Annotated in this window: 21 protein-coding genes, 2 tRNA genes and 2 pseudogenes; 16 read left to right on the top strand and 9 right to left on the bottom strand. The window is 69.5% G+C overall.

Annotated features, from left to right (window positions below):
- The first annotated feature begins 187 nt into the window (after nt 1–187).
- Nucleotides 188–721, top strand: a complete 534-nt coding sequence (locus tag OG568_RS26980; RefSeq protein WP_329533423.1) for an NUDIX hydrolase — start codon at nt 188–190, stop codon at nt 719–721.
- Here OG568_RS26980 and OG568_RS26975 read toward each other — a convergent pair.
- Nucleotides 699–1,106, bottom strand: a pseudogene (locus OG568_RS26975) (hypothetical protein); the annotation flags it as partial. The gene OG568_RS26980 and the pseudogene OG568_RS26975 overlap by 23 nt on opposite strands.
- 103 nt (nt 1,107–1,209) lie before the next feature.
- Here OG568_RS26975 and istA point away from each other — a divergent pair.
- Together istA and istB are read left to right on the top strand one after the other, a co-directional pair.
- Entirely contained in the window at nt 1,210–2,490 is a 1,281-nt protein-coding gene (gene istA, locus OG568_RS26970; RefSeq protein ID WP_329533422.1) for an IS21 family transposase, read from the top strand.
- Nucleotides 2,490–3,308 carry an IS21-like element helper ATPase IstB gene (gene istB, locus OG568_RS26965; RefSeq protein ID WP_329533421.1) on the top strand — a complete coding sequence of 273 codons (819 nt, stop codon included), beginning with the start codon at nt 2,490–2,492 and terminating at the stop codon, nt 3,306–3,308. The genes istA and istB overlap by 1 nt, the downstream gene beginning before the upstream one ends.
- A 71-nt stretch (nt 3,309–3,379) precedes the next feature.
- Here istB and OG568_RS26960 read toward each other — a convergent pair.
- Nucleotides 3,380–4,318, bottom strand: a pseudogene (locus OG568_RS26960) (helix-turn-helix domain-containing protein); the annotation flags it as partial.
- A 126-nt stretch (nt 4,319–4,444) separates the two neighbouring features.
- On the opposite strand from OG568_RS26960, the gene OG568_RS26955 reads away from it, so the two are divergent.
- The 3 genes from OG568_RS26955 (at nt 4,445) to OG568_RS26945 (ending at nt 6,277) form a co-directional block, all read left to right on the top strand.
- Nucleotides 4,445–4,675: a hypothetical protein gene (locus OG568_RS26955; RefSeq protein WP_266432862.1), complete on the top strand. Its 231-nt coding sequence runs from the start codon at nt 4,445–4,447 to the stop codon at nt 4,673–4,675.
- A 251-nt stretch (nt 4,676–4,926) separates the two neighbouring features.
- Nucleotides 4,927–5,370 carry a glycine-rich domain-containing protein gene (locus tag OG568_RS26950; RefSeq protein WP_329533420.1) on the top strand — a complete coding sequence of 148 codons (444 nt, stop codon included), beginning with the start codon at nt 4,927–4,929 and terminating at the stop codon, nt 5,368–5,370.
- A gap of 118 nt (nt 5,371–5,488) precedes the next feature.
- Complete coding sequence (locus OG568_RS26945) at nt 5,489–6,277, top strand: protein kinase domain-containing protein (protein ID WP_443077885.1); 789 nt, start codon at nt 5,489–5,491, stop codon at nt 6,275–6,277.
- A 933-nt stretch (nt 6,278–7,210) separates the two neighbouring features.
- On the opposite strand, the gene OG568_RS26940 is transcribed toward OG568_RS26945, so the two are convergent.
- Nucleotides 7,211–7,693, bottom strand: a complete 483-nt coding sequence (locus OG568_RS26940; RefSeq protein WP_261688587.1) for a winged helix-turn-helix domain-containing protein — start codon at nt 7,691–7,693, stop codon at nt 7,211–7,213.
- 170 nt (nt 7,694–7,863) lie between these two features.
- Here OG568_RS26940 and OG568_RS26935 point away from each other — a divergent pair, with 170 nt between their 5' ends.
- From OG568_RS26935 to OG568_RS26900, 8 genes are all read left to right on the top strand, one after another.
- The gene (locus tag OG568_RS26935) at nt 7,864–8,214 is read left to right on the top strand and encodes an SCO3933 family regulatory protein (RefSeq protein WP_329533418.1); all 351 of its coding nucleotides are present in this window, start codon (nt 7,864–7,866) and stop codon (nt 8,212–8,214) included.
- An 83-nt stretch (nt 8,215–8,297) separates the two neighbouring features.
- Entirely contained in the window at nt 8,298–8,423 is a 126-nt protein-coding gene (locus tag OG568_RS26930) for a hypothetical protein (RefSeq protein WP_329533417.1), read from the top strand.
- Complete coding sequence (locus OG568_RS26925; protein ID WP_329533416.1) at nt 8,420–9,835, top strand: cell division protein FtsK; 1,416 nt, start codon at nt 8,420–8,422, stop codon at nt 9,833–9,835. The genes OG568_RS26930 and OG568_RS26925 overlap by 4 nt, the downstream gene beginning before the upstream one ends.
- Before the next feature lie 53 nt (nt 9,836–9,888).
- A complete protein-coding gene (locus tag OG568_RS26920) occupies nt 9,889–10,587 on the top strand; it encodes a DUF2637 domain-containing protein (protein WP_329533415.1) in 699 nt (232 codons plus the stop codon).
- A 152-nt stretch (nt 10,588–10,739) separates the two neighbouring features.
- Complete coding sequence (locus OG568_RS26915; protein ID WP_329533414.1) at nt 10,740–12,203, top strand: replication initiator; 1,464 nt, start codon at nt 10,740–10,742, stop codon at nt 12,201–12,203.
- Nucleotides 12,200–12,382, top strand: a complete 183-nt coding sequence (locus tag OG568_RS26910) for a helix-turn-helix domain-containing protein (RefSeq protein WP_261688582.1) — start codon at nt 12,200–12,202, stop codon at nt 12,380–12,382. The genes OG568_RS26915 and OG568_RS26910 overlap by 4 nt, the downstream gene beginning before the upstream one ends.
- Nucleotides 12,382–13,665 (top strand): site-specific integrase, encoded by a 1,284-nt coding sequence (locus OG568_RS26905; protein ID WP_329533413.1) that lies wholly within the window; start codon nt 12,382–12,384, stop codon nt 13,663–13,665. Before OG568_RS26910 ends, OG568_RS26905 begins: the two co-directional genes overlap by 1 nt.
- Before the next feature lie 123 nt (nt 13,666–13,788).
- Entirely contained in the window at nt 13,789–13,983 is a 195-nt protein-coding gene (locus OG568_RS26900) for a DUF1918 domain-containing protein (RefSeq protein ID WP_329533412.1), read from the top strand.
- 95 nt (nt 13,984–14,078) lie between these two features.
- Here the strand turns inward: OG568_RS26900 and OG568_RS26895 are convergent.
- A tRNA-Arg gene (locus OG568_RS26895) sits at nt 14,079–14,151 on the bottom strand.
- 194 nt (nt 14,152–14,345) lie between these two features.
- Nucleotides 14,346–14,436: transfer RNA gene (locus tag OG568_RS26890), tRNA-Ser, on the bottom strand.
- Nucleotides 14,437–14,736: 300 nt separating this feature from the next.
- Between OG568_RS26890 and OG568_RS26885 the strand changes: the two genes are divergently transcribed.
- Together OG568_RS26885 and OG568_RS26880 are read left to right on the top strand one after the other, a co-directional pair.
- Nucleotides 14,737–15,234, top strand: coding sequence for an SSI family serine proteinase inhibitor (locus OG568_RS26885; RefSeq protein ID WP_329533411.1), 498 nt, complete (start codon nt 14,737–14,739; stop codon nt 15,232–15,234).
- A gap of 202 nt (nt 15,235–15,436) precedes the next feature.
- Complete coding sequence (locus OG568_RS26880; RefSeq protein WP_329533410.1) at nt 15,437–19,579, top strand: hybrid sensor histidine kinase/response regulator; 4,143 nt, start codon at nt 15,437–15,439, stop codon at nt 19,577–19,579.
- 101 nt (nt 19,580–19,680) lie between these two features.
- Here OG568_RS26880 and OG568_RS26875 read toward each other — a convergent pair whose 3' ends face one another.
- From OG568_RS26875 to OG568_RS26860, 4 genes are all read right to left on the bottom strand, one after another.
- The gene (locus tag OG568_RS26875) at nt 19,681–21,357 is read right to left on the bottom strand and encodes a long-chain fatty acid--CoA ligase (RefSeq protein ID WP_329533409.1); all 1,677 of its coding nucleotides are present in this window, start codon (nt 21,355–21,357) and stop codon (nt 19,681–19,683) included.
- A 148-nt stretch (nt 21,358–21,505) separates the two neighbouring features.
- On the bottom strand, nt 21,506–22,051 hold the full coding sequence (locus OG568_RS26870) for a SigE family RNA polymerase sigma factor (RefSeq protein ID WP_329533408.1): 546 nt from the start codon (nt 22,049–22,051) through the stop codon (nt 21,506–21,508).
- Between the two features lie 255 nt (nt 22,052–22,306).
- On the bottom strand, nt 22,307–23,476 hold the full coding sequence (locus OG568_RS26865; RefSeq protein ID WP_329533407.1) for a lipid-transfer protein: 1,170 nt from the start codon (nt 23,474–23,476) through the stop codon (nt 22,307–22,309).
- Complete coding sequence (locus tag OG568_RS26860) at nt 23,473–23,868, bottom strand: MaoC family dehydratase (RefSeq protein WP_329536466.1); 396 nt, start codon at nt 23,866–23,868, stop codon at nt 23,473–23,475. Before OG568_RS26860 ends, OG568_RS26865 begins: the two co-directional genes overlap by 4 nt.
- Nucleotides 23,869–23,872 lie beyond the last annotated feature (4 nt).

Raw genomic sequence — 23,872 nt, 5'->3', positions numbered from 1 at the left:
ACGATGTCGAAGGGCCCCAATGCTCGCAGTGGAGCCCTTCGACGCCCACGACGGGCACCCTTTCAAGCCGAGGCCACCAAGGCGAGCCCTGGCCGCCATCTCGTCAATCTGACGCGAAATCGGCCGAACCTGCGTCCTCCCTCAACCAGTCTGCGATCCTGGAGACCGATCGAGAGGGGCCGTAGCCATGCAGTGGAAGATCCACGGGGAACGTCCGATCTACGAGAACCCTTGGGTGAACCTGTGGTTGACCGATGTGGAGCAGCCGGACGGACGCCGGTGGGAGTACCACGTCGTCAAGCTTCGTCATCTGGCCGTGGCCGCCGTAGTCAACGATCGCCAAGAGGTCTTGATGATGTGGCGCCACCGCTTCATCACGGACTCGTGGGCCTGGGAGTTGCCCATGGGCCTGGTCGAAGACGGCGAGTCCCCAGAGGAGGCGGCGGCCCGCGAAGTCCTGGAAGAGACGGGCTGGCGTCCTGGCCCCATCAAGCCCCTGATCTACGCCGAGCCGGCCAACGGGATCACCGACTCGCAGCACCACGTGTTCCGCGCGGATGGCGCGACCTACGCAGGACCGCCTACGGAGAAGAATGAGTCCGACCGCATTGAGTGGATCCCCCTCAGCGAGGTGCGGGGGATGATCGACCGCCGCGAGATCGTGAGCAGTGGATCGCTCGTCGGCCTGCTGTACCTGCTCATGGATGAAGCGATCCGCTGACTGGTGGGAGGAGCTCCCGTAGCCGCGCCTCGAAGGCCAGGGCTACGGGCTCTTGCCTGTGCGGGGCCAACTGGTCGTAGAACTCCCTGAGATGGCCCGACACTCGCTCGGACGCCACCGCGGACGCGGGCACCAGAGCCTGCGTGGCGGTGTCGCACGCCTGATCAAGCTTGCCTTGGTCCAACTGCGTACGAGCCAGCCAGAACGCGTGAAACGCACGGCCGCGCTGGTTGGTGCGGTCTTCCCGCCGCAATGCATCCGCGATCAAAGGTTCGGCGGTTGCTGCTTCGCCGAGTCGGCCGTGGGCGATGCCCGTGTCCACGATGAGTTTTGGCTCATCGAAGTAGTTCACCCATGACGGGTCCGGGTCACTTGCCCCGATCTGTGTCGGCGACGGGTGAATCGTGACCCTCTGACGGCGGATCAAAACTGACCCACTTCGTGGTCTTCTGACCAACCTGATCTTGATCGAAGGTCAGGAGAAGAGGGTGATTTCCGTGGAGGACTGGGCAGAGATCCGCAGGCTGCACCGGGCCGAGCAGATGCCGATCCGGGCGATCGCCCGGCAGCTGGGCATCTCGAAGAACACCGTGAAGCGGGCCCTGGCCACCAACCGGCCACCGCTCTACTCCCGGCCGGCGAAGGGTTCGGCGGTCGACACGGTCGAGCCGCAGATCCGGGAGCTTTTGAAGCAGACTCCGACGATGCCCGCGACGGTGATCGCCGAGCGGATCGGCTGGGACCGTGGCATGACCGTCCTCAAGGAACGCGTACGCGAGCTGCGGCCCGCCTATCTGCCCGTCGATCCGGTCTCACGCACCACCTATCAGCCCGGCGAGCTGGCCCAGTGCGACCTGTGGTTCCCACCCGTCGACATCCCGCTCGGATACGGGCAGTCCGGCCGTCCTCCAGTGCTCGTGATGGTCTCGGGATACTCGCGGATCATCGCCGCACGGATGCTGCCCACCCGCACCACCGGCGACCTGATCGACGGCCACTGGAAGCTGCTGACCGGCTGGAACGCGGTCCCGCGGATGCTGGTCTGGGACAACGAGGCCGGCATCGGCCGCGGCAAGGTGACCGGCGACTTCGCCGCATTCGCGGGCCTGCTCGCCACCCGGATCTACCTCTGCCGGCCCCGTGATCCAGAAGCGAAAGGGCTGGTGGAGCGGGCCAACGGTTACCTGGAGACGAGCTTCCTGCCGGGCCGCACCTTCACCGGGCCCGACGACTTCACCACCCAGCTGACCGCCTGGCTGGCCATCGCCAACCGGCGCCAGCACCGCACCCTGGGCGCCCGCCCCGTCGACCGGTGGGAAGCCGACCGGGCCCAGATGCTCACGCTGCCGCCGGTCGACCCGCCGCGCTGGTGGCGTTTCGCCACCCGCATCGGCCGCGACCACTACATCCGCGTCGACACCTGCGACTACTCCGTGCACCCCCTGGCCATCGGCAAGAAAGTCCAGGTCCGCACCGACACCGACGAGGTCGTCGTGACCCTCGCCCCCGGCGGGGCGGAAGTCGCCCGCCATCCACGGTGCTGGGCCAAGCAGCAGACCATCACCGACCCGGTCCATGCCCGCGCCGCCGCCGTTCTGCGCGGCGACTACCGCCACCACCAAGCCTCCCAGGCCCAGGCCGCCCGCCGGCACAACGCCGCCACCGCCAGTGATCTCGTCGAGGTCGAACAACGCCAACTCGACTCCTATGACCGCATGTTCACCCTCATCGAGGGCGGCGGCCAAGCCGATGATCCGGAGGTCTCCTGATGCCCACCACCAAGACCGCCGCCGCGGCGGCGGGGCCCAGGACCGGCCGTCAGACCGCCGCCGACCTGTCCTTCCTGGCCCGGGCGATGAAGGCCCCGGCCCTGCTGGACGCCGCCGAACGCCTGGCCGAACGCGCCCTGAAGGAGACCTGGACCCACACCGAGTTCCTCGTCGCCTGCCTCCAGCGGGAGGTCTCCGCCCGCGAGTCCCACGGCGGCGAGGCCCGCATCCGCACCGCCCGCTTCCCCGCGATCAAGACGATCGAGGAACTCGACATCACCCATCTGCGCGGCATAACGCGCCAACAGCTCGCCCATCTGGGCACGTTGGACTTCATCGCCGCGAAGGACAACGCTGTTTTTCTGGGACCGCCGGGAACCGGGAAGACACACCTGGCGATCGGACTCGCGGTCCGCGCCTGCCAGGCCGGCCACCGGGTCGCGTTCGCCACCGCCGCCGAATGGGTCGACCGCCTGGCCGCCGCCCACCACGCCGGACACCTCCAGACCGAGCTCACCAAACTGTCCCGCTATCCGCTGATCGTGGTCGACGAGGTCGGCTACATCCCCTTCGAAGCCGAGGCCGCGAACCTGTTCTTCCAGCTGGTCTCGAACCGATACGAGAGAGCGAGTGTGATCGTCACGAGCAACAAACCCTTCGGACGCTGGGGCGAGGTCTTCGGCGACGAGACCGTGGCCGCCGCCATGATCGACCGCCTCGTCCACCACGCCGAGGTCCACTCCCTCAAAGGCGACTCCTACCGCATGCGAGGACGCCAACTCGGACGCGTCCCCACCGCCACACACGACACCGACTGAACACCGGCAACCAGACCCGGTGGGTCAGAACTCGACCGCCCACACCGGGTCAGGATTCAGCCGCCGCCGACAATCTGCTCGAAATGGCGGTGCGCTTCCCCGATCGCCCGGTGAGTGGAGTCCCGGTTGCCGAGGGTGGCATGGGCGAACGCCTCGCGCATGGACAGCATCGACAGGACGCGTGGGGTGGTGCCCAGGGCTGAACGGGCCTGGTCCTGGGCGGCGGTCACGAGTGCGAGAGAGTCCGCGGGCTTGTCCTGGTAGGTCGCCTGCAAGCTCATGCAGGCAAGGACGTTGGCCATGAATTGCCGATCGTGGATTTCCTTGGCCAGTTGCAGTGCCTCGGTGAAGTACGCGCGGGCCTGGTTGTACTGGCGGGCGTCGAAGTGGGTCCAGCCGGTGAGCCGTGCCAACTCTGCTGCGATTCCGTACAAGCCGTTCTGGATGGAGGGCGGTCGACTCTCCTTCAAGAGCCCGACCACATACCGGAGCTGGCCGACGATCGCCGGCCTCAGGGCTTCGCCGCCGTGCTGGTCGTCCCGTCGCCAGTAGTCCTCGATGGACGACCGGAAAGCTTCCAGTGTGGCTGTGCTGAGGCTTGTCCGGGTGGCCAACGCGAGGATGCTGTCCACGTCTGGCCCCGGCAGAGAAGCGGGTGTCTGCTTCTCCGGATCCGGCTCTTGCGGTGCCTCGCGCTCGGTGACGACGAGTGCCTGAGGCGTCTCCCAAGATCGTCTGGCGAGCCCAAGCATGTGGCCTGGAATGCGCAAGCCGTCCGCGATGCGCTCGACGACGTCCATGTGGAGCAACTGGCGGCGGCCTGCGATGACTTCACCGACTCGGCTGGGCGTTAGCTCGCATCGCCTGGCGATCATCGATGGGTAGATGCCGGCTCTTGTTTTCACCAGTCGGAAGACTCTGGCGAAGTCCCGTACCCGACACGCGTTGATCATCTCGGGATCGGTGAGCAGCCGGGCGGGCAATTCCTGCGACCGGTCGGCTTCGGGCATTGGGCAAGCTCCCACACTGCGAGGGCTACGCAACGTCGCTGATTCTCTACTTCCCGCGATATTACCCAAGTTGGGTAATCAGCCTGACCTTTTGGCGGCGGCCCCCGGGTCGCGATGCTCCTGTGCATGGCGAGCAATCAGCAGACCAGACCAGGCATCGGTGAACTGGCGAAGGACAGTGCCAGGGGACGTATCGGCGTCGTCATGGGTGAGATCGGCGGCCGTGTGCAGATAAGGCCGATCCGCGGTGGCAGGGAGTGGGATGCCATGCCGGACAACGTGGTGGCGCTCAGTGCGCGAGAGGAACTGAGCGCACGTCTGGCCGTGAAGAACGGCAACAGCCAGGTCGGGCTGTGATGCGCGCCATCGGCCGGTACGCCGGGGCCCTGCTCATCATCTGCATCAGCGGTTCGTGCGGCTTGGTGATCGGCATGGCCCTCGGTACCAGCCCGTAGACCGGCCGACCCCGGACGGGCGCCAACTCCCCGGCTCCCCAACCCGTTCGGGGTCGGCCATCCAAGCCCGCTTCCCGGCCGTCCATGAGCCGAGCTCGGCGATCGGGGCGGGAGGTAAATGCCCATGCACCACCTCACACGAGGAGATTGCACATGACGGCAACGGCGAACGATCAGAGGACCGGTCGCGCGGTGGCTGGTGAGGAGCTGTTCGAGAGCGTCGCCCACTTCGTGATCATCCACAACGGGCAGGCCCCCGAGCGTGCCGAGCGGATCGCGGACCAGGCGGTCGCGTTCCTGGTCACGGCGGCCACCGCCACCGTCCCCATGGTCCCGTCGGACGACGTGGACCTCGGCCTTCACGCACTCATCCTGCACACGAAGGAGTACGCCGAGCTGTGCGAGCAGTACGCGGGCCGCTTCCTGCACCACAGCCCGATGCCGGGTGGAGGGGCCCGTGACCCTGAGAAGGTCGCCGCCTCGGCACACGCCGTGAAGGCGGCCGGATTCGCCGTCTTCGACGACCTCTGGACCGTCAACGGCGCCAATCTCGCGCAGTGCGACTCGGACTGTGGCCGACCGTACGGTCGGGCGTAGCACACGACAACAGCGATGCGGCCGGCCTCGACTCGTGGTCGGCCGCGTTTGCCCGGAAGGAGAAGAGACATTGCCCGGCTCAACCGCTGAACTGCCGATCGTGGTGCTCGACGCCCTCATGCCCACGGCTCAGCACCTGGTCATCAACCGTCGGGGCTCCACGGTCTGGGAGGTGGAGAGCCATCGGGGCCACTACGCCGTGAAGCTCGGCTATCCGATCGAAGCCACTGCCGACTGGCCTGCCCAGCCCTGGACCGCGCTCGCGCCCGCACGGGAGGGTGCCGTGTTGCATCGCCTCGGCTTCGATGAGATCGCGTACGGCGAATGGGAGCGCGGAACGTGGAACTTCCAGCCGTGGCATGAAGGGCCGGACCTGTACAGGCTGTGGGAGCCGTGCCGTGGGCGAGACTCGTCCATCGCACCGCACACCAGCGCGGCGCTGGGATGCGTGGAAGCGCTGGCCGAACTCCATGCGAAGGGCTGGGCACACGGTGACGTGCAGCCCGCGCACTTCATCATCGGGCCGGGACGGACGCACCTCATCGACCTCGCCCTTGCCCGGGGCGGACAAGTGCCCGAGGGTTACGACTTCCCGTTCCGCGGCTGCCTCGTCCACTACGAGGCACCGGAGATCGCTCGCAGCGTGCTCGCCACCGGTGAAGCCGAGCCGACGCAGGAAGCCGACATCTACGCACTCGGCGCCTCCCTGCTCATCTCTGCCACCGGTTGGCGGGCGGTCGAGTACCCGGACGACGCTCCGCGCCCCGTACAGCGAGAAGCAGTGGCGAACGGTCGGCGTCGTCCCGTGAAGGCGCCCGGTGAGCTGGGCGAGCTGATCGACGCGATGCTCAGCCATGCTCCTGAGGATCGCCCGACGATCTACGAGGTGGGCAAGGCTCTGAGCTGATCCCGAAGCCCCGGTTTATCCGGCACCGCTCACGCGGCGAAAGCCAACAACAGAAGACCGGACCACCCCTCAGCCTGGACAGCATTCCGGGTGGTCCGGTCGTGGAATCCCTGATCAGGACCCCGGTGCCGATGGTACCGGGGCGGTCGGCGTGCTCGGATGCGGGTGCGGCTACAACCCTGGCTTCCTGTTGTCGAGTTGGAGAGGACGACCCTTGCAGTACGGCCGACGGCAAAACGGTTCTGGCCTCAGCCATCGAAAGTCAGCCACAGCGGCGGGTGGCCGAACGAGCACCCGTCACGTGTGTCTCCATCAACCCCGTACCGCCCTCAGCCACGCTTCCCGAATGCGTCACAGGCTGCGCTCTCTCCGACCTGCGCGTTGTCGACCCACACACGGCGCTTGGCGCAGCCTCGGGTCTCCGGTCGCAGGACGGCGGCCGATGGGGCGGTGTGGTCGCTCTCAGCGCGTCTCGGCAGGGACCTGGTACTCGGGCTGGTCGGGTTGCTTCCTGCTCTGGCTGTCCGCCTTGGCGGTGTTGCGCGCTGAGTGGCCGGGGGCCGCCGGAGCGGTGGCGGAGACAGGGAGCGGCGGCGGCCCGTGGCCGCCAGCGCGCGCGGACCGCCGTAGGCGGGCCGCCTTGATCCAGTAAAGAAACTCTGAACAGCCCACAGGGCAGTGGTCGATCAACCTGAGAGATACGCGGATGCCGTGGGCAAGTCCCCGGTTCGAGCAAGCGCGGTACGGAACGACGGCACGGCGGCAAGCGGGGAGCGATGACCGAGCACATACCGGACAACGAAATGGGGTCGACCAGCATTCACGTCGGGGACACGGATCAGATGGCCGCGCTGATCAGGGAGATGCGGGCCATGGTCGGCCGCCTCAACAGGGAGACCAAGGAGTTGCGAGAGGAAGTGGCCCAGCTCAGGACTACGGCTTCGACTGCTGAGCAGCCTTCAGCTCCTCGACCTCACGGCGCAACTCCTGATGATCAGCGCTGAGGGCACGGATCTCGTCGCGTAGCGCTGTGAGCATTTCAGTGAGGGTGGCCCCGGCAGCTTCGGCGTCGTCGGGTCCTCCTTCCCCGTCTTGCTCCTGGTGGGGCTTCCCGTCCTTGTTCGCCAAGTACCAGGCTGGAGCGTTGTAGTTCGCGGAGAACTCGCCACCGGCATCGTGGTCTGCGACGAAGCTGCCCCGGCCATGGATCGTGTAGATCAAGCCGTCATCGCGCAGCACGTTGAGCGCGGCCCTCGCGGTCATGTTGGCGACGCCAAAGCGTTCCTGGAGCTCGCGGATGGACGGCATCTGCTCGCCCGGCTTGATCCGCCCCTGCAAGATGTCGCGCCGAAGCTCGTCGGCAGCGTGCTGATACGGCGGCCGGCGGTCCTGCTTGCTCTCTGGCGCGGGGCTCATGGCCCAAGAGTAGCGATTCCTAGCACCCCTAGCACACCCCACTGACATAGGTGGCCTATGTCAGCTGATACCTAGCTCACACGATTCACTTGACACTGCTAGGTCAGCTATGTTCAATGGTGATCACGCCCCGCCGCCCTGGTGGAGCGCAATCGAAAGGATCAACTCCCATGGCACGCATCCGCGTTGGCCTGCTCCCTACCTCGTCGTTCATGGTCGGCACCCTGCCGGTGCCGAAGTACGCGGACCAGGAGAAGACGCAGTTCGCGACCGACCGTGAGACCGGCGCGAAGCTCTACACGATCACCCTCTTCTTCATGGAGGAGGACCGTGCCGAGGCTCTGAAGATCACCGTTCCGGAGACCGGTCTCCCCAACGGCCTTCGGCCGGGTGTCCCGGTCATGCCGATCGAACTGTTCGCCACCCCGTGGGCGCGGATCTTCAACGGCTCGCTCTCGGACGGCATCGCCTACCGCGCGGGTCGGCTGGACCTGGTGTCCCCGACCACTGAGTCGGCGTGAGCGGCACGGCTCACCGGTCCGGCGCTGAGCGCAGCTACCCGCTGCCTCACGCCGGGCCGGATGCCCGGTTCACCGAATCGCTCGTGAACTCGGTAGCGGCCGTGCTCATCGGCTACGGCTACCCCCGCCTCGACGTCTCGGCGGATCAGGCGGCCCTCGAATCGGCCCTCGTGGCCTTCCTCTACAACCCGTTGGAGAAGCGCATATGAAGGATCCGAACGCCCCGACAGAAGGCGTCCTCGGTTACGGCCCGCTCGTCGTCGATCTGGCGCTTGCCGTGCTCGTCGGATGGGCGGTGTGGTGGGTGGTCCGCTACCTGCGTGCCGACGCCATGACCCGGCAGTCGATCCGGCAGGCCGTACGTGTGCGGTGGGGCTGGAAGCGTCTCGCACCGATGCTCAAGCTGTCGGCCACGGACAAAACCCCGACGGCACTGGCGTCGCTGGCGAACACGAACGGCAAGCCCATCAAGCCACGCGTCCTCATACCCGCTTTGAGGGTGAAGCACGACGCGTACGGAGTGATCGCGCGGGCGAACTGCCTGCCCGGCGTGGGGCTCGAACAATTCCAGAGGGCGGCCCCGCATCTGGCGGACGCCTGGCGGTGCACACGGGTCGCAGTCACCCAGGACAAGCCCGGGCAGGTCGTCATCCGAGGTGTGCGACTCGATCCGCTGAAGTTCCCCACCGAGCATCACCCCACAGGTGAAGTACCGGATGAGACCGCCCGATGGGATCTGGGCCTGGACGAGTACGCGCAGCCTGTGTCCGTGAACCTCACACAGGTGCCCGGCGTGACCGTGGCCGGCCTTCCCGGCTTCGGTAAGACCAGCCTGGTCAACCGGCTTCTCTCGGACTGGGCGCCCTCGCGTGCGGTGCAGTTCGCCTGCGCGGACGGCAAGGTGTCGGCTGCGTACGAAGGCGACTATGCCGACTGGGTCCAGCGCATGTTCGCCTTCGTGGGCGATGACCTGGAAGAGGCCAACAGGCTCTTCCGTCGGCTGGTGGAGCTGCGGCGCGCACGGTCCGCGTCGGTGCGCACAGTGCTCGGAGTGAAGTCCATGTGGGACATCGGCCCGTCCGACCGCTGGCCGCTCGTCGTACTGATCGTCGACGAAGCCCACACCTACTTTCGCGACCACAAGGGGAGCGACCCGAAGACCAAAAAGCTCGCCGCGTTGGCTGCCGAGAACGCCCGGCTCGTCGAGGACCTGGTGAAGAAGGGCCGTTCCGTTGGCCTGCTCGTCATCCTCACCACCCAGAAGTCCACCGGCGACGCGATCCCGACCTTCATCCGCGACGTGTGCCCCGTGGGCCTGAGCTTCGCTCAGAAGACCGCCGAAGCCGCCGTGGCCGCGCTCGGGGAGGAGATCCGGGAATGGCCGGACGCCAACCCGATCAACCTCCAGGACCCCACCTATGTCGGCGTCGCGTCCATGAACCACCAGTCCCAACCCGGCTTCACCCGCATCCGCACGCCGTACGTGCCGGACGCTGACGCGGCCCGCGTCGCCGAGCAGACCGCACACCTCACCGCCGACCCCTACGCCCTCCTCGAATCCGTCCTCGGCTCTCCCGTGGGAGACCTGGACCTGATCAAGGCCGAGGCCGAAGCTGCCTGACCAACCGCCCTACACGTTCACGACGCCAAGCGAAAGGAAGGAGGTGAACACCCATGACAGAGGACCGGATCACTCAGCGCACCATCACCGCCGTCATGATCGTCATTGCCGCGCTGGCGTTCGTCTTCTCCTTTGGCAACGTCTGGTCCCTCGCTCTGCGCCTGGGCGTCCCCGGCCCGATCGCACCGCTCATCGCTCCGATGGTGGACCTGTCCGTGGTCGGTCTCCTGGCCGCTCTGCGCTATCTCTCCCTGCGCGGCCTGCCAGCCGAACAGATGACGGCTGCCACCCGCCTGATGCACTTCTCCGGCTTGCTGACCCTGGCCCTCAACGTCGCCGAACCCATCGTCGCCGGACACTACGGCCGCGCCGCCGTTGACGCGGTGGCTCCGTTGCTCCTCCTCGGCTGGGGCGCGGTCGGCCCTCAGCTCCTGCGCGCCTTCCACATCGTTGCGCGCCCCGCAGAAGCCGCGCCCTCGCCGAACGAGACCGAGTCGGAGCCTGAGACAGCCTCTGCCACAGCCCTCCCTGCGGTGCCACTCACCATTGCGGCCCCGGCCCCGGGCACTCCTCACATCGCCCCGGCTCCCGCCTCGCCTGCGGTCAAGGTGCCTGAGCAGCTGCTCACCGAAGCACGCTCCATCGCTACGTCCCACCACACCGAGCACGGCGAACCGATCACGGCGTCCCAGCTCAAGATGCGACTGGGCATCGGCCTGCCCATGGCCACCGCACTCCACGCCGCCCTGTAGGGCCGCGCCCCCTTCCGCCGACCTCCCCGGCGCCTCCCACCGTCGCCCGCCCCTGGGCTCGACCTGCCATGCCTGCGGGCAGCAGCCCGAGCGCACTGAATCGCTGCTGCCCGCGGGCCCACCCTCGCGCCAGAAGGGACACCTCGCCACTCATGCGCCGCTCCCTCGACCTGCGCCACGTGATCAGCCCCGGCCTGCGGGACCTGGTCGAACTGGCCAACACCGACGACTTCGACCGCGTGACCGAGCAGGTCCGCAACCTGCGCGGGTGCTCTAGCCCCGTCAACCTGCACGGCTGGACGATCACGACCGACCAGGCCACCAAGCAAGTGGTCCGCTCCTACCGCTCCGAGGACGAACCCTCCGGACGCCTGCTCACCACCTGCGGCAACCGCCGCGCCTCCCGCTGCCCCGCCTGCTCCCGTCTCTACGCCGCCGACACGTACCACCTGATCAAGGCCGGACTGTCCGGCGGCAAGAACGTCGCCGAAACCGTCCGCGACCACCCCCGCGCCTTCGTCACCCTCACCGCCCCCTCCTTCGGCCCCGTCCACAATCGCCCCACCACCGACGTGGGCAAGCCCCGTCCCTGCGCGTGCGGCGAGAGCCATCCCCAGGACGCCCCCGAACTCGGCACCCCGCTGCGCCCGGCAAGCTACGACTACACCGGCGCCGTGCTGTGGAATGCCCACGCCGGGGTCCTATGGGCACGCTTCACCACGTATCTGCGCCGCGCCCTCGCCGAGCACCTCGGCATGACTCAGAAGGCACTCAACGCGGCCCTCCGCGTCTCCTTCGCCAAGGTCGCCGAGTACCAGCAACGCGGCCTGGTCCACTTCCACGCGGTCGTCCGCTTCGACGGTCCCGACGGCCACAGCGCCTCGCCCCCAGCCTGGGCCACCTTCGATGCGCTCCGCATCGCCGTCGGCCTGGCGGTCGAGCGCGCCCGTCTCCTCGTCGAGTCGGACGCGGTCGGCGAACGCGTCATCCGGTGGGGCGACCGCTTCAAGGTGGATCAGATCTCCGCCTTGGGGGACGGCGAACTCACGGACGCCAAGGTCGCCGGATACATCGCCAAGTACGCAACCAAGAACGCCGAAGGCGCGGGCACCGTGGACCGCGCCCTCGTATGCCGCCCCTGCGCCGGACGCGGCTATGTACGCGGCCCGGACGGCTTCCACGATCTGTGCACCGACTGCGAAGGGACCGGCCAAGCCGAACCCCTCGCCGACCTCCCCGTACAGCAGCACGCCCGGCAGATGATCCGCACCGCCTGGGCGCTCGGCCACCTCCCCGAGTTCGCCCACCTCAAGCTCTGGAAGTGGGCTCACATGCTCGGCTTCCGCGGCCACTTCTCCAGCAAATCGCGCGTCTACTCGACCACGCTCGGCGCGCTCCGCGACGTACGCCGTGCCTGGCGCACCGCCCAGGCCGAAGCCGCCCGCATCCGCGCCGGCCTTCCCGTCGACGACGAGAACACCACCCTCGTCACCGCCTCCTCGTGGACCTACCTCAGCAGCGGCTACCGCCCCGGCGAAGAGCTCCTCGCCGCCCAGGTCCGCCACGACAGAGCCCATACCGAACGCCTCAAGCAAGAAGGACTGGTGCCTGCATGACAACGGCCGTGCTCACCGTGGACCAGGTCGCCGAGCGTCTCGGTATCAGCCGCTGGAAGGTCCACGACCTGATCCGCTCCCGCGAACTCGCCTCGTTCAAGATCGGCCGCTGCCGCCGTATCAGCGACGCCGCCGTGGACGCCTACGTTTCCCTCCGCACCGAACAGGAAGCCGCCTGATGGCCCAGCCGAAGAAGAACGCCAACAACGAGGGCACCATCTACCAGCGCAAGGACGGCCGTTGGGAGGGTAGTGCGTACGTCCTCACGACGGACGGCACGTACAAGCGACGCAGCGTCTACGGCAAGACCTGGGACGAGGCACACGAGAAGCTGACCAGGCTCAAGGCCGATTCCCTCAACGGCCTTCCGGTCGCCACCAACAAGATGACGATCGCCGAGTACCTGGCGTACTGGCTGGCGAACGTCGCCAAGGGCAAGGTCCGCAAGACGACCTACGTCAACTACGAGTCCCTCGTCCGCAACTACGTCACCCCGGAGTTCGGCAAGAAGAAGCTGATCCGGCTCACCGCTCGCGACATACGCGCCTTCCTCGCGAAGACGGCCGTCACCTGCCAGTGCTGCGCACAGGGCAAGGACAAGAAGCGACCGGAGCACAAGCGGCGCTGCTGCGCCCTCGGCAAGTGCTGCAAGAAGCTCCCGTCTGATCGGACCGTGCGCTTTCTGCTGGTGATCCTGCGCGCTGCCCTCCAGCACGCCGTACGTGAGGACGAGCTGCCCCGCAACGTGGCCCGGAACGTGGAGCTGAGCATGGGAACGAAGCGCGAGATCGAACCCCTCACGGCCAAGGAAGGGCGTCGGCTCCTGGCAGCGGCCCGGGACAACAGGCTGTGGGCCGCGTACGAGCTGGCGGTCCGCATCGGTCTGCGCCGCGGTGAGCTGCTCGGGCTGCGCTGGTCGGACGTGGACCTTCACGAAGGGGTCCTCACCGTCCGGCAGGCTCTACAGCGGGTAGGCGGCGAGCTGCTGATCGTCGCACCGAAGACACAGCGCTCGGCCCGTCGCGTGGCCCTGCCCGCCGAATGCGTGACCGCGCTCCGGGCTCAGCGCGCCCTGCAGACCGCCGACCGGAAGGGGGCGGGCAACAACTGGAAGGGGACGGGCCAGGGCCTCGTCTTCACCACCCGGAACGGGACTCCCATCGAGCCGCGCAACCTGAACCGCTCCTTCGAAGCGCTGGGCATCCGGGCCGGCGTCCGTAAGGTCCGTTTCCATGACCTGCGTCATACCTGCGCGTCCCTCCTCCACGAACAGGGCGCCGACGCTCGCATGATCATGGAAGTCCTTGGCCACAGCTCGATCCGCGTGACCATGGACATCTACACCTTCGTCCGGCTCGACTCGCAGCGCTCCGCGTTCGATCGCGTCGGGGATGCTCTGAGGAGTGACGGCAATGACCCGGACGATGACGACGGCGCGGCCGGTGTCCCAGCAGCCGTCTGATCGGCCCCCGCGCCCCGCCCCCTGAGCCTGGTCACCGGTTAGGGCGAACTGACTGCGTCTGTCGTTCCGACAGAGCAATTCATGGGGAGGGGCAGAGGAAAAGCTCGACAGAAAGGTGCCACCGTGTGGGCCAGTGTTGGTGACAGGCTTCTTGTTCATGGCCGGATCGTGGGGCAACAAGATCGCACCGCAGAGATCATCGAGGTGCTCGGGACCGGTGGAGGACCTCCCTACCGGGTCCGTTTCGAGGACGGGCACGAGACGTTGATGAGCCCAGGCCCGGACACCGTCGTCCGTCACTTCGCGTCCGAGGAGTAGACGGCTCTCCCGCCCCGGCGGTTGCCGTCAAACACCGCCGTCAAGGCAAAACCCAGAGGCCCCGTGGATCACTCCACAGGGCCTCTGGTCTGCTGTGCACTCGGCAGGATTCGAACCTGCAACCTTCTGATCCGTAGTCAGATGCTCTATCCGTTAAGCTACGAGTGCTTGTTCTGTTGTTTCCTGCTTCGTCTCGCTTCCCGGGCTTTCGGCCCGCTCGCGGCGACAGGAAGAACATTACATGACTGCCGCCGCCATGTGAAATCCGTTTGCCGCACCCCTTGTGAGCTGGGCAAACGCGCTCCGGAGGGTCGCAACGCCGAAGCCCCGGTCCAGGTGGACCGGGGCTTCGGATCTTGCGGCGGAGGCGGAGGGATTTGAACCCTCGATGGGCTTTAAGGCCCAAACCGCATTAGCAGTGCGGCGCCATAGACCGGACTAGGCGACGCCTCCAGCACAACCATCCGCGCGAGCGCGAGTGGTGCGTGCAGATGATGACACAGCCGGGTGGGCTGTCACCAATCGGCTCCCACGGTACTAGGCAGTCGGCCCACAGAGCAAAGTCATGAGGAGTCGGAGCGCCGTGGCCCCGGGGTGGTGAGGAGCCGGAGCCCTGGAGAGGCCGGATGGGAGTGCCGGGGGCCCGCGGCGGCGCGGGGGCAAGGGTCCCGCGGAGGTGCGGGGGGCAGGGGGCGAAAGGGCGCGGGCGTCGGTCGCGCGCAACCGCTCGGGCCCCCTCGCGTTAGTCAGGTCATGTTGCGTCGTCTCGTCCTCACCGCCGCCGCGTCCGTCGCGGCGCTGTCCGCCGTGCCCTCCATGCCCGCCGTCGCCCAGGCCGGAGCCGCCCGCGCGGAACCGGCCTCTCTGAGCCTGATGCCTCCGCCGGCCCGCGGCGAGGATTCCGGGGACCGGCTGACCGTGACCGTCCACCACACGGAGGGCGGCGACGGGACGTACGAACTGCGGTGTCACCCCGGTGGCGGCAGTCACCCGGACGCGGGCAGGGCGTGCGCGACGCTGGACCGGCGGACCACCTGGGGCAAGGACCCCTTCGCCCCCGTGGCGCCCGGCACGATGTGCACGATGATGTACGGCGGTCCGGCCACCGCCCATGTGACCGGGACCTGGGCCGGGCGGCCCGTCGACGCGCGGTTCGACCGGGCGGACGGCTGCCAGATCGCGCGCTGGGACGCCCTCGTGCCCCTGCTCCCGGGCTCCGCCCACAGCCGCGGCACGGCTCGGTCATGGTGACACCATGGTTCGGCGGGGTAGGAAGAGAAGGGGCGAAATGCGCGGTCACAGGTTCTTCCGTTCTTCTGCGTGCGACCTCCCTCTCATCCGGCGTCGCGAGCGCAACCTCTGCCCGTAGACTCCCTCGCGTGACACGCTGCGGGCAGGTTGGCAAGATGGCCCTCGCGGTCGGCAAGGTGCGGTAACAGGGAGGAAGCGTCTCGTGAGCAGCAGGCCATCCCGAGGCGCTGCTCGCCTCGCAGCCATACTGGACGCGCTGCCTGATGCGTTGGTGCTGGTCAACGCCAATGGCACGGTCGTCAACGCCAACACCATCGCCCTGGAGGCCTTCGAGGCCCCGGGTACGGCTCTGGTGGGCCGGGGGCTGCTCGATCTGCTGCCGCAGTTCGACTCGCGGCTGATCCCCGGGTCCATGCGGCGTCCCGACACGATCGACCAGCGCGGGCGGACCAAGCCGACCAGGATGATCGCGCGGCGGACCGACGGCAGTGAGTTCCCGGTCGAGGTCACCAGTGCGAATCTGGAGAACGGCCAGCAGGCCTACGACAGTTACGGGCCTACCCCTGACGAGCTGCTCATGCTCGTCGTACGCGATCTGTCGGGCACCGTCGACACCGAGGCCGAACTCGCGCGTTCGCAACGACAGACCGAGATGATCCTGCGCGCGGCGGCCGAGGGTGTCGTGGGCACGGACACGGAGGGACGGGTCGTCCTCGTCAATCCGGCGGCCGCTCAGATACTGGGATACCGGGCCAGTGATCTCGGCGGCCAGGACCTGCACGCCCTCATCCTCCACTCGCGCGCGGACGGCGAGCCCTTCGCGTACGAGGAGTCCCCGCTCGCCGACACCCTGCGCTCCGGGCGCAAGCACCGGGTGCGCGGGCAGGTGTTGTGGTCCAAGTCCGGGGACCAGGTGCCGGTCGATCTGACGACCGCTCCGGTGCGCGACGGGGACCAGCTCGTCGGCGCCGTGATGACCTTCACCGACCGGCGGCCGTACGACACCCTCATCGAGGAGAAGGACGCCGAGGCCACCCGGCACGCGGAAGACATCGAGCGGATCGGCGAGGAGCACGCGGCGGAGCTGGAGGAGCTGCGCGAGCGGCACGCCGCCGAGCTCGCCGAGGTGCGTGAGCGGCACGAGGAGGAAATCGCCGCGGGCGACGAGCGGTACGCGGCGCTCGGCGAGCGCGAGAAGGACCGCTACGAGGCGCTGACCGCCCGGCACGATCAGCTCCTCTCGGTGCTCGGCCAGTCCCTGCGCGGGCCCCTCGACCAGCTGCGCGGTGAGCTCTCCAAGCTCGCCGCCGACGACGCCGGCCAGCTGTGGCCCGAGGCCAACCAGGTACTTCACCACCTCGCGGCGGGCTACTCGCGGATCACGACCCTCGTCGACAACGTGCTCGGCTATCAGCGGCTGGACGCGGGGGCCGAACAGATCGTCCGTACGAACGTGATGCTGGACGCGGTCGTCGCGGCCGGTGTCGACGGGGCCGTCGAACTGATCGGGCCCGGGCGTGTGCAGTTCGCCGTGCACGCGCCGCCCATCGAGGCCGAGGTCGACCCGCAGCGGCTCGCGCAGGCGCTGGCGCACCTCATCGCGGACGTGGCCGGCGTCGACGCGACCGGCAACGCGCCGGTGTCCGCGGGCGGCTACATGGACAACACCGTCGTCGTGGCCGCGGCGCAGCGCGGCGAGGTCGTACGGATCGAGGTGCGTGGGCCGTACACCGGGGGAGACCCGGTGCACGAGCCGATCGTGCGCGGGATCGTGCGCGCGCACGGCGGTGTGCTGCAGACACACGAGGTGCCGGGGATGAGCGGCAGCGCGTTCGTCCTGGAGGTGCCGATCGGCGACGGGGCCGGCGCGATGGCGCCCCAGGCCCCGGTGTCGACCGGTGCCGAGATCGCCCTTCCCGAGCAGGCCTCGCACCAGAGCGGCGGCAACCAGAGCGGCGGCAGGCGGCGGGCCCGGCGGTCCTCCGTGGACGCCTTCCTGGAGAGCGAGGTCGCCACCGCGGAGCCGGCGGCGGTCGAGGGCGGTGCGAGCGCTCCCACCGGGCGGCGCAGGCGCCGTACGGCCGCGGAGCAGAAGGCCGCCGAGGTGTCCGTGCCCGCGCAGGCCGAGGGCCCCGGCGATGACGGCGGTGCCGTCGCCACCGGGCGCCGTCGTGGGCGGCCGAGCCCGGTCGAGGGCGCGGACGGCGATGACGCCGAGGGCGTGTCGGAGGGCGCGGTCGTCACGGCGGCCGAGCACGCGGCGGGAACCGCCGCCGTGGGTACGGGGCTGGGCGGGACGGTGCCTCCGCAAGGCGTTCCGGTGGCTTCTCCGCAAGGGGTTCCCGTGCCGTCCGGGCGGCGGGCACGGCGTAACGGCGAACAGCACGCGCTGCCGCCCGCGTTGCCCGCGGCCCCCAGCGCCCCGAGCGCGCCCGGTACCCCGGGTGCCCCGGAGGCCGTTCCTGCCGAAGGTGCCGGTGCGCAGCCCACCGGACGGCGTCGGCGGGCGCTGGCCGCGGCGGCCGAGCGGGCCGCGGCGCAGGAGGGGGGCTCCCGGACCGTGTTCGCGCTCCCGCCCGCGGAGGCGGACCGCTCACCCGAGTACATCCAGGCCGAACAGGCGCAGCAGGCCCAACGGGCCCAGCAGCAGCTCCTGGAGCAGGCGGGTGACGCCGTCGGCGCCGTCGCCGGTCATGACCAGGGGGACGAAGGTCGGCACGACGGGATGCTGCACGACCCGGCCGACGATCACACTCCGCCGCAGCCGCACCCGGTTGCCGCTCCGTCGGGGCTGCGGACCCGTCAGGCCCCGGCGCCCGCCCCGGCTCGGCCGAACGCGGCGGCGGTTCCGCCTCAGGGCGTCCCTGTGCCGGCCGCCCCCGCGCCCGGCGCCCCGGCGCAGGCCGTCCCCGCGCAGGCTCCGGCCCCTTGGCCGGCTCCGAGCGCCGACGACACCTCCGGCGTCGGCACCCCCATGCCGCCCGGCGCTCCCGTTGCACCCGGTACCCCGGTGCCGCCGGGAACGCCCGTACCGCCGGGCGCGTCCACGGCTGCGGCCGCCCGTCAGGCTCAGCCTCAGGCGCAGGCTCCCGCCCTCGGCGCTCCCCTCCCGCCGGAGCAGCCCGCGCGGCCGAAGCCCCAGAGCCAGCCGTCGGCTCCGCCGCGGGTCGCCCAGCCGCTGCCCGCCGAGGCCGCCGCGCCGATCGACCCCAACTCGACGCAGGGGCGCGCGTTCAGCGTGCGGACGCTCGGGCAGGGCGTGCCGTTCAGCCGCCAGACCGCGCCGAACCAGCCGGGGGCCGTGCCGGCCCAGGCGCAGGCACTGCAGTCCGCGACGCCTCCCCCGCACCAGACCAATGGCTCCGGCCGCCGCCGCAAGCTCGGTACTCCCCCCGAGCCCGCCTCGGAACGCCCCGAGACGACGGCGCGCTCGCACCCGCAGGCCGGGCAGAGCGCCACCGCTCCTGGCTCGAGGCTGGCCGGAGCCACCGACGGCGCCGGTCGGTCGTACGCCATAGGAGCCCCGGACAAGAACGCCGACGAGGGTCCTGAGCCGCTGGACGGTCCCGGTGGCGCGGTCGAGGTCGCCGACCAGCCGCAGCCGCGGCCCGTGGACGACGAGCTGCCTCCGGAGCCGCTGGACAACCCGCGCCGCCTCCTCGTGTGGCCCGCACCGGACGTGACGACCCAGCAGGCGCTGAGCGACCGCGGCTACCGGCCCGTCATCGTGCATTCGCGCGAGGAGGTGGACGCGCAGATCGCCGCGTTCCCGGCCGCGCTGTTCGTGGACCCACTGACCGGTCCGATCACGCGCACCGCACTGCAGTCGCTGCGCCAGGCCGCCGTCGCCGCCGAGGTCCCGGTGCTGGTGACGGCGGGACTGGGGCAGGCGACACGGGAGGCGGCGTACGGTGCCGACCCCGCCGTACTCCTGAAGGCGCTCGCGCCGCGGGACTCCGATCAGCACCCGCCGCGCGTGCTGCTCATCGAGGAGCACGCGGAGATCGCGCTGGCGTTGACCTCGACCCTGGAGCGTCGTGGGATGCAGGTGGCGCGGGCGTCCACGGACGCGGACGCGGTCACCCTGGCCTCGCAGATGCGGCCGAACCTGGTCGTGATGGATCTGATGCAGGTACGGCGTCGGCGCGCCGGGATCGTCGACTGGCTGCGGGCGAACGGGCAGCTGAACCGCACCCCGCTCGTCGTCTACACCGCGGCCGTCGACCAGGCCGAACTGCCGCGCCTCGCCGCGGGTGAGTCGGTCCTCTTCCTCGCCGAGCGCTCGACGAGCGTCGAGGTGCAGGAACGGATCGTGGATCTGCTCGCGCGCATCGGCACGAACTGACCCGCCACGCTCCGGGCCTCGAACTGAGTCCCTTCATACGACGGTTGGGGTGCTGTTTCACGTGAAACAGCACCCCAACCGTCATTCCGCCACCGAGGATCTCAGAGCTGGGTGACGTCCAGCGTGCCCTCCGCGTACTGCCTGCGCAGCACCTTCTTGTCGAACTTGCCGACGCTCGTCTTCGGGACCGCCTCGATGATCGTCCAGCGCTCGGGGAGCTGCCATTTGGCGATCTTGCCCTCCTCGGCGAGGAAGGTGCGCAGCGACACGAAGTCGGCGGTGACGCCCTCCCTGAGGACAACCGTGGCGAGGGGACGCTCGCCCCACTTGTCGTCGGGAACGGCGACGACGGCGGCCTCGGCGACGGCCGGGTGGGACATCAGCGCGTTCTCCAGGTCGACGGAGGAGATCCACTCACCGCCCGACTTGATGACGTCCTTGGCGCGGTCGGTGAGGGTCAGGAAGCCGTCGTGGCTGATCGTCCCGACGTCCCCGGTCTTGAGCCAGCCGTCCTCGCTGAACTTGTCGGCGGGGCGGACCGGTTCGGAGCCCTGGCCGCCGTAGTACGCGCCCGCGATCCAGGGGCCGCGCACCTCCAGCTCGCCCGCGGACTCGCCGTCCCAGGGGAGGCGCTCGCCGCCGGGGCCGGTGAGTCGGGCCTCGACGCCGGCCGGGAAACGGCCCTGGGTGAGGCGGTACGCGAACTCCTCGTCCGTGCCCATGGCACTGGCCGGCGGCCGGGCGATCGTGCCCAGCGGGGACGTCTCCGTCATGCCCCAGGCGTGGCAGACGCGCATGCCCAGCTTGTCGAAGGCCCCCATGAGGGAGGGCGGGCAGGCCGAGCCGCCGATGGTGACCTGGGTGAGGGAGGAGACGTCGCGGGGCTTGGCGTGCAGTTCGCCGAGCAGGCCCTGCCAGATGGTGGGAACGGCCGCGGCGTGCGTCGGCCGCTCGGACTCGATCATCTCGGCGAGCGGCGCGGGCTGGAGGAAACGGTCCGGCATGAGGAGGTTGACGCCGGTCATGAACGTGGCGTGCGGCAGGCCCCAGGCATTGACGTGGAACTGGGGGACCACCACGAGCGAGGTGTCCTGGTCGGTGAGCCCCATCGACTGGGCCATGTTGACCTGCATGGAGTGCAGGTAGATCGAACGGTGGGAGTAGATGACGCCCTTGGGGTCGCCGGTGGTGCCGGAGGTGTAGCACATGGCCGCCGCGGCCCGCTCGTCCAGCTCGGGCCAGTCGTACGCGGTCGGCTTGCCCGCGATCAGCTCGTCGTACTCGTGCAGTTGGACGCTCGCGCCCGCGAGCAGTGAACGGTCACCGGGACCCGAGACGACCACGTGCTCGACCGTGGGCAGATGGGGGAGCAGCGGCGCGAGCAGCGGGAGCAGCGAGCCGTTGGCGATGATCACGCGGTCGGCGGCGTGGTTGACGATGAAGACGAGCTGCTCCGCGGGGAGGCGGAGGTTGAGCGTGTGCAGGACCGCGCCCATGGAGGGGATCGCGAAGTACGCCTCGACGTGCTCGGCGTTGTTCCACATCAGCGTCGCCACACGGTCGTCGTCCTCGACGCCGAGGTCCTCGCGCAGCGCGTGCGCGAGCTGGGCGGCCCGGTCGCCGATCTCGGCGTAGGAACGGCGCTGCGGCTCTCCCTCACCCGTCCAGGTGATCACCTGCGATGTGCTGTGGATGGCCGACCCGTGGGTCAGGATCCTCGAGATCAGCAGCGGTACGTCCTGCATCGTGCTCAGCACGGCGTCCTCCCGGGGCGACATTGCCTACGAGGCGGTAAGGGATGCGCTGATTCTGCGCACATACCACGCGGTATGTCACTAGCTCCGGGCGATCGATCAGGTCACAGGGGTCATTCGGCTCGGACGGAAACTTCTCCGCGGGGGCCGTTCGGTCCGGATCGGCCGAAGGTCAGCGCACGGGCTCCAGCTCGGGGTCCTCGCGCAGCTTGCCCAGCGCCCTCGACACCGCCGACTTGACCGTGCCGACGGAGACGCCGAGCACCTCCGCGGTCTGTACCTCGCTCAGGTCCTCGTAGTACCGCAGGACGACCATGGCCCGCTGCCGCGCCGGCAGCTTCATGATGGCGCGCCACATCGCGTCGTGCAGCGCCTGATGCTCGGCCGGGTCCCCGGCGGGGACGTCCTCCGGCTCCGGCAGCTCGTCGCACACGAACTCGTCGACCTTGCGCTTGCGCCACTGCGAGGTCCGGGTGTTCAGCAGCGCACGTCGTACATAGCCGTCGAGCGCGCGATGGTCCTCGATCCGCTCCCACGCGACGTAGGTCTTGGTCAGCGCGGTCTGCAGCAGGTCCTCGGCGTCGCTCGGGTTCGCGGTCAGCGAGCGGGCGGTACGCAGCAGCACCGGCTGGCGGGCCTTCATGTACGACGAGAACGACGGGTACGGAAGGGTCCGCGTCCCGACGCTCGAACCGCTGGTGCGGACGAGTGTGGTCATGGCTCCACGCTAGGAGTGACCCCTACTCTTTCGGATCGGCCGCAGGTCCCGAAGAGGTGTCCCCCTCAGGTTGTAGGAGGGGGGTTGACCCCACCTCCTGAGGGTGGACGAGCGGCGCCCGCACCCTGAGGGTTCACCCCTGAGAGACCCGTACGGCAGTAGTACGGCGGCGACTGCGGTACTACCCGGGGTGTCCCCGACAGGCCCCGGGGGCCCTGTGCCGCGAGGGAAGACGGGGCGAGCCCGACAGCGTGCTCACCCCCCGTCCGCCCCCAGGATCAACCCCGACGTGGGAACCCCGGTGCCCGCGGTGACCAGGGTGCTGCGGGCGCCCGGTATCTGGTTCACGGACGTGCCGCGCAGTTGTCGTACGGCCTCGGCCACCCCGTTCATCCCGTGCAGATACGCCTCCCCCAGCTGCCCGCCGTGGGTGTTCAGCGGCAACCGCTCCTCGGCGACGAAGTCCGCGGCCTCCCCCGGCTTGCAGAACCCGAACTCCTCCAACTGCATCAGCACGAACGGCGTGAAGTGGTCGTACAGGATGCCCACGTCGATGTCCGTAGGAGTCAGCCCCGAGGTCCGCCACAACTGTCGCGCCACCACCCCCATCTCCGGCAGCCCGGTCAGCTCGTCCCGGTAGAAGCTCGTCATCTGTTCCTGCGCCCGGCCCGCGCCCTGGGCGGCCGCCGTGATCACCGCGGGCGGCCGCGGCAGCTCCCGGGCACGCTCCACGGAGGTGACGACCAACGCCTGGCCGCCGTCCGTCTCCTGGCAGCAGTCCAGCAGCCGCAACGGCTCCACGATCCACCGCGAGGCCGCGTGCTCGGCGAGGGTGATCGGTCTGCCGTGGAAGTACGCCGCCGGGTTCGTCGCCGCGTACTTGCGGTCCACCACGGCGACGTGGCCGAACGCCTCGGGGGTCAGCCCGTACGTGTGCAGATACCGCTGGGCCGCCATCGCCACCCAGGACGCCGGGGTGAGCAGTCCGAACGGCAGGGCCCAGCCCAGCGCGACCCCCTCGGCCGACGGCTCCCGCTGCTGCACCCCCGCCCCGAATCTCCGCCCCGACCGCTCGTTGAACGCCCGGTAGCAGACCACGACCTCGGCCACCCCGGCCGCCACCGCGAGCGCCGCCTGCTGGACGGTCGCGCAGGCCGCCCCGCCTCCGTAGTGCACCCGGGAGAAGAAGGACAGCTCTCCGATCCCGGCCGCCTGGGCGACGGTGATCTCCGGGCTGGTGTCCATCGTGAACGTGACCATCCCGTCCACCTCGGCCGGCGTCAGCCCCGCGTCGTCGAGCGCCGCCCGCACCGCCTCCACGGCAAGCGTCAGCTCGCTGCGCCCGGAGTCCTTGGAGAACTCGGTGGCTCCGATCCCCACGATCGCCGCCCGGCCGCCGAGCCGGTCCCTCGTGCGCACGCTCACGAGACACCTCCGGGCGGCAGGGTGACCGTCACGGTCCCGGTCACATGTCTGCCGATGCCGTTCGCCCCGACGACCCGCACGGTCGCGGTGTCGCCGTCGACCTCCTCGACCCTGCCGGTCAACACCATCGTGTCGCCGGGGTAGTTGGGCGCCCCGAGTCGGATCGTCACCTTCCGGAGGACGGCCTCCGGCCCGAAGTGGTCCGTGATGTACCGCCCGACGAGGCCGTTGGTGGTCAGGATGTTCATGAAGATGTCGGGGGATCCCTTGTGCCGTGCCAGCTCGGCGTCGTGGTGGACGTCCTGGTAGTCCCGGGACGCGATCGCCCCGGCCACGATCAGCGTGCGCGTGATCTCGATCTCCAGCGGAGGCAGCTCGTCACCGACCCGCACGCGC

This window comes from Streptomyces sp. NBC_01450, from assembly GCF_036227505.1.
GTDB lineage: Bacteria > Actinomycetota > Actinomycetes > Streptomycetales > Streptomycetaceae > Streptomyces.
The sequence above is the reverse complement of the archived record's forward strand: the minus strand, read 5'-3'. Positions and strand labels throughout refer to the sequence as shown.

Bases quoted from the DNA above. Each gene is read 5' to 3' on its own strand.
- OG568_RS26980 (WP_329533423.1), top strand. From the start codon at position 188: ATGCAGTGGAAGATCCACGGGGAACGTCCGATCTACGAGAACCCTTGG.
- istB (WP_329533421.1), top strand. From the start codon at position 2,490: ATGCCCACCACCAAGACCGCCGCCGCGGCGGCGGGGCCCAGGACCGGC.
- OG568_RS26955 (WP_266432862.1), top strand. From the start codon at position 4,445: ATGGCGAGCAATCAGCAGACCAGACCAGGCATCGGTGAACTGGCGAAG.
- OG568_RS26950 (WP_329533420.1), top strand. From the start codon at position 4,927: ATGACGGCAACGGCGAACGATCAGAGGACCGGTCGCGCGGTGGCTGGT.
- OG568_RS26945 (WP_443077885.1), top strand. From the start codon at position 5,489: ATGCCCACGGCTCAGCACCTGGTCATCAACCGTCGGGGCTCCACGGTC.
- OG568_RS26940 (WP_261688587.1), bottom strand. From the start codon at position 7,693: ATGAGCCCCGCGCCAGAGAGCAAGCAGGACCGCCGGCCGCCGTATCAG.
- OG568_RS26935 (WP_329533418.1), top strand. From the start codon at position 7,864: ATGGCACGCATCCGCGTTGGCCTGCTCCCTACCTCGTCGTTCATGGTC.
- OG568_RS26925 (WP_329533416.1), top strand. From the start codon at position 8,420: ATGAAGGATCCGAACGCCCCGACAGAAGGCGTCCTCGGTTACGGCCCG.
- OG568_RS26920 (WP_329533415.1), top strand. From the start codon at position 9,889: ATGACAGAGGACCGGATCACTCAGCGCACCATCACCGCCGTCATGATC.
- OG568_RS26915 (WP_329533414.1), top strand. From the start codon at position 10,740: ATGCGCCGCTCCCTCGACCTGCGCCACGTGATCAGCCCCGGCCTGCGG.
- OG568_RS26910 (WP_261688582.1), top strand. From the start codon at position 12,200: ATGACAACGGCCGTGCTCACCGTGGACCAGGTCGCCGAGCGTCTCGGT.
- OG568_RS26905 (WP_329533413.1), top strand. From the start codon at position 12,382: ATGGCCCAGCCGAAGAAGAACGCCAACAACGAGGGCACCATCTACCAG.
- OG568_RS26885 (WP_329533411.1), top strand. From the start codon at position 14,737: ATGTTGCGTCGTCTCGTCCTCACCGCCGCCGCGTCCGTCGCGGCGCTG.
- OG568_RS26875 (WP_329533409.1), bottom strand. From the start codon at position 21,357: ATGTCGCCCCGGGAGGACGCCGTGCTGAGCACGATGCAGGACGTACCG.
- OG568_RS26870 (WP_329533408.1), bottom strand. From the start codon at position 22,051: ATGACCACACTCGTCCGCACCAGCGGTTCGAGCGTCGGGACGCGGACC.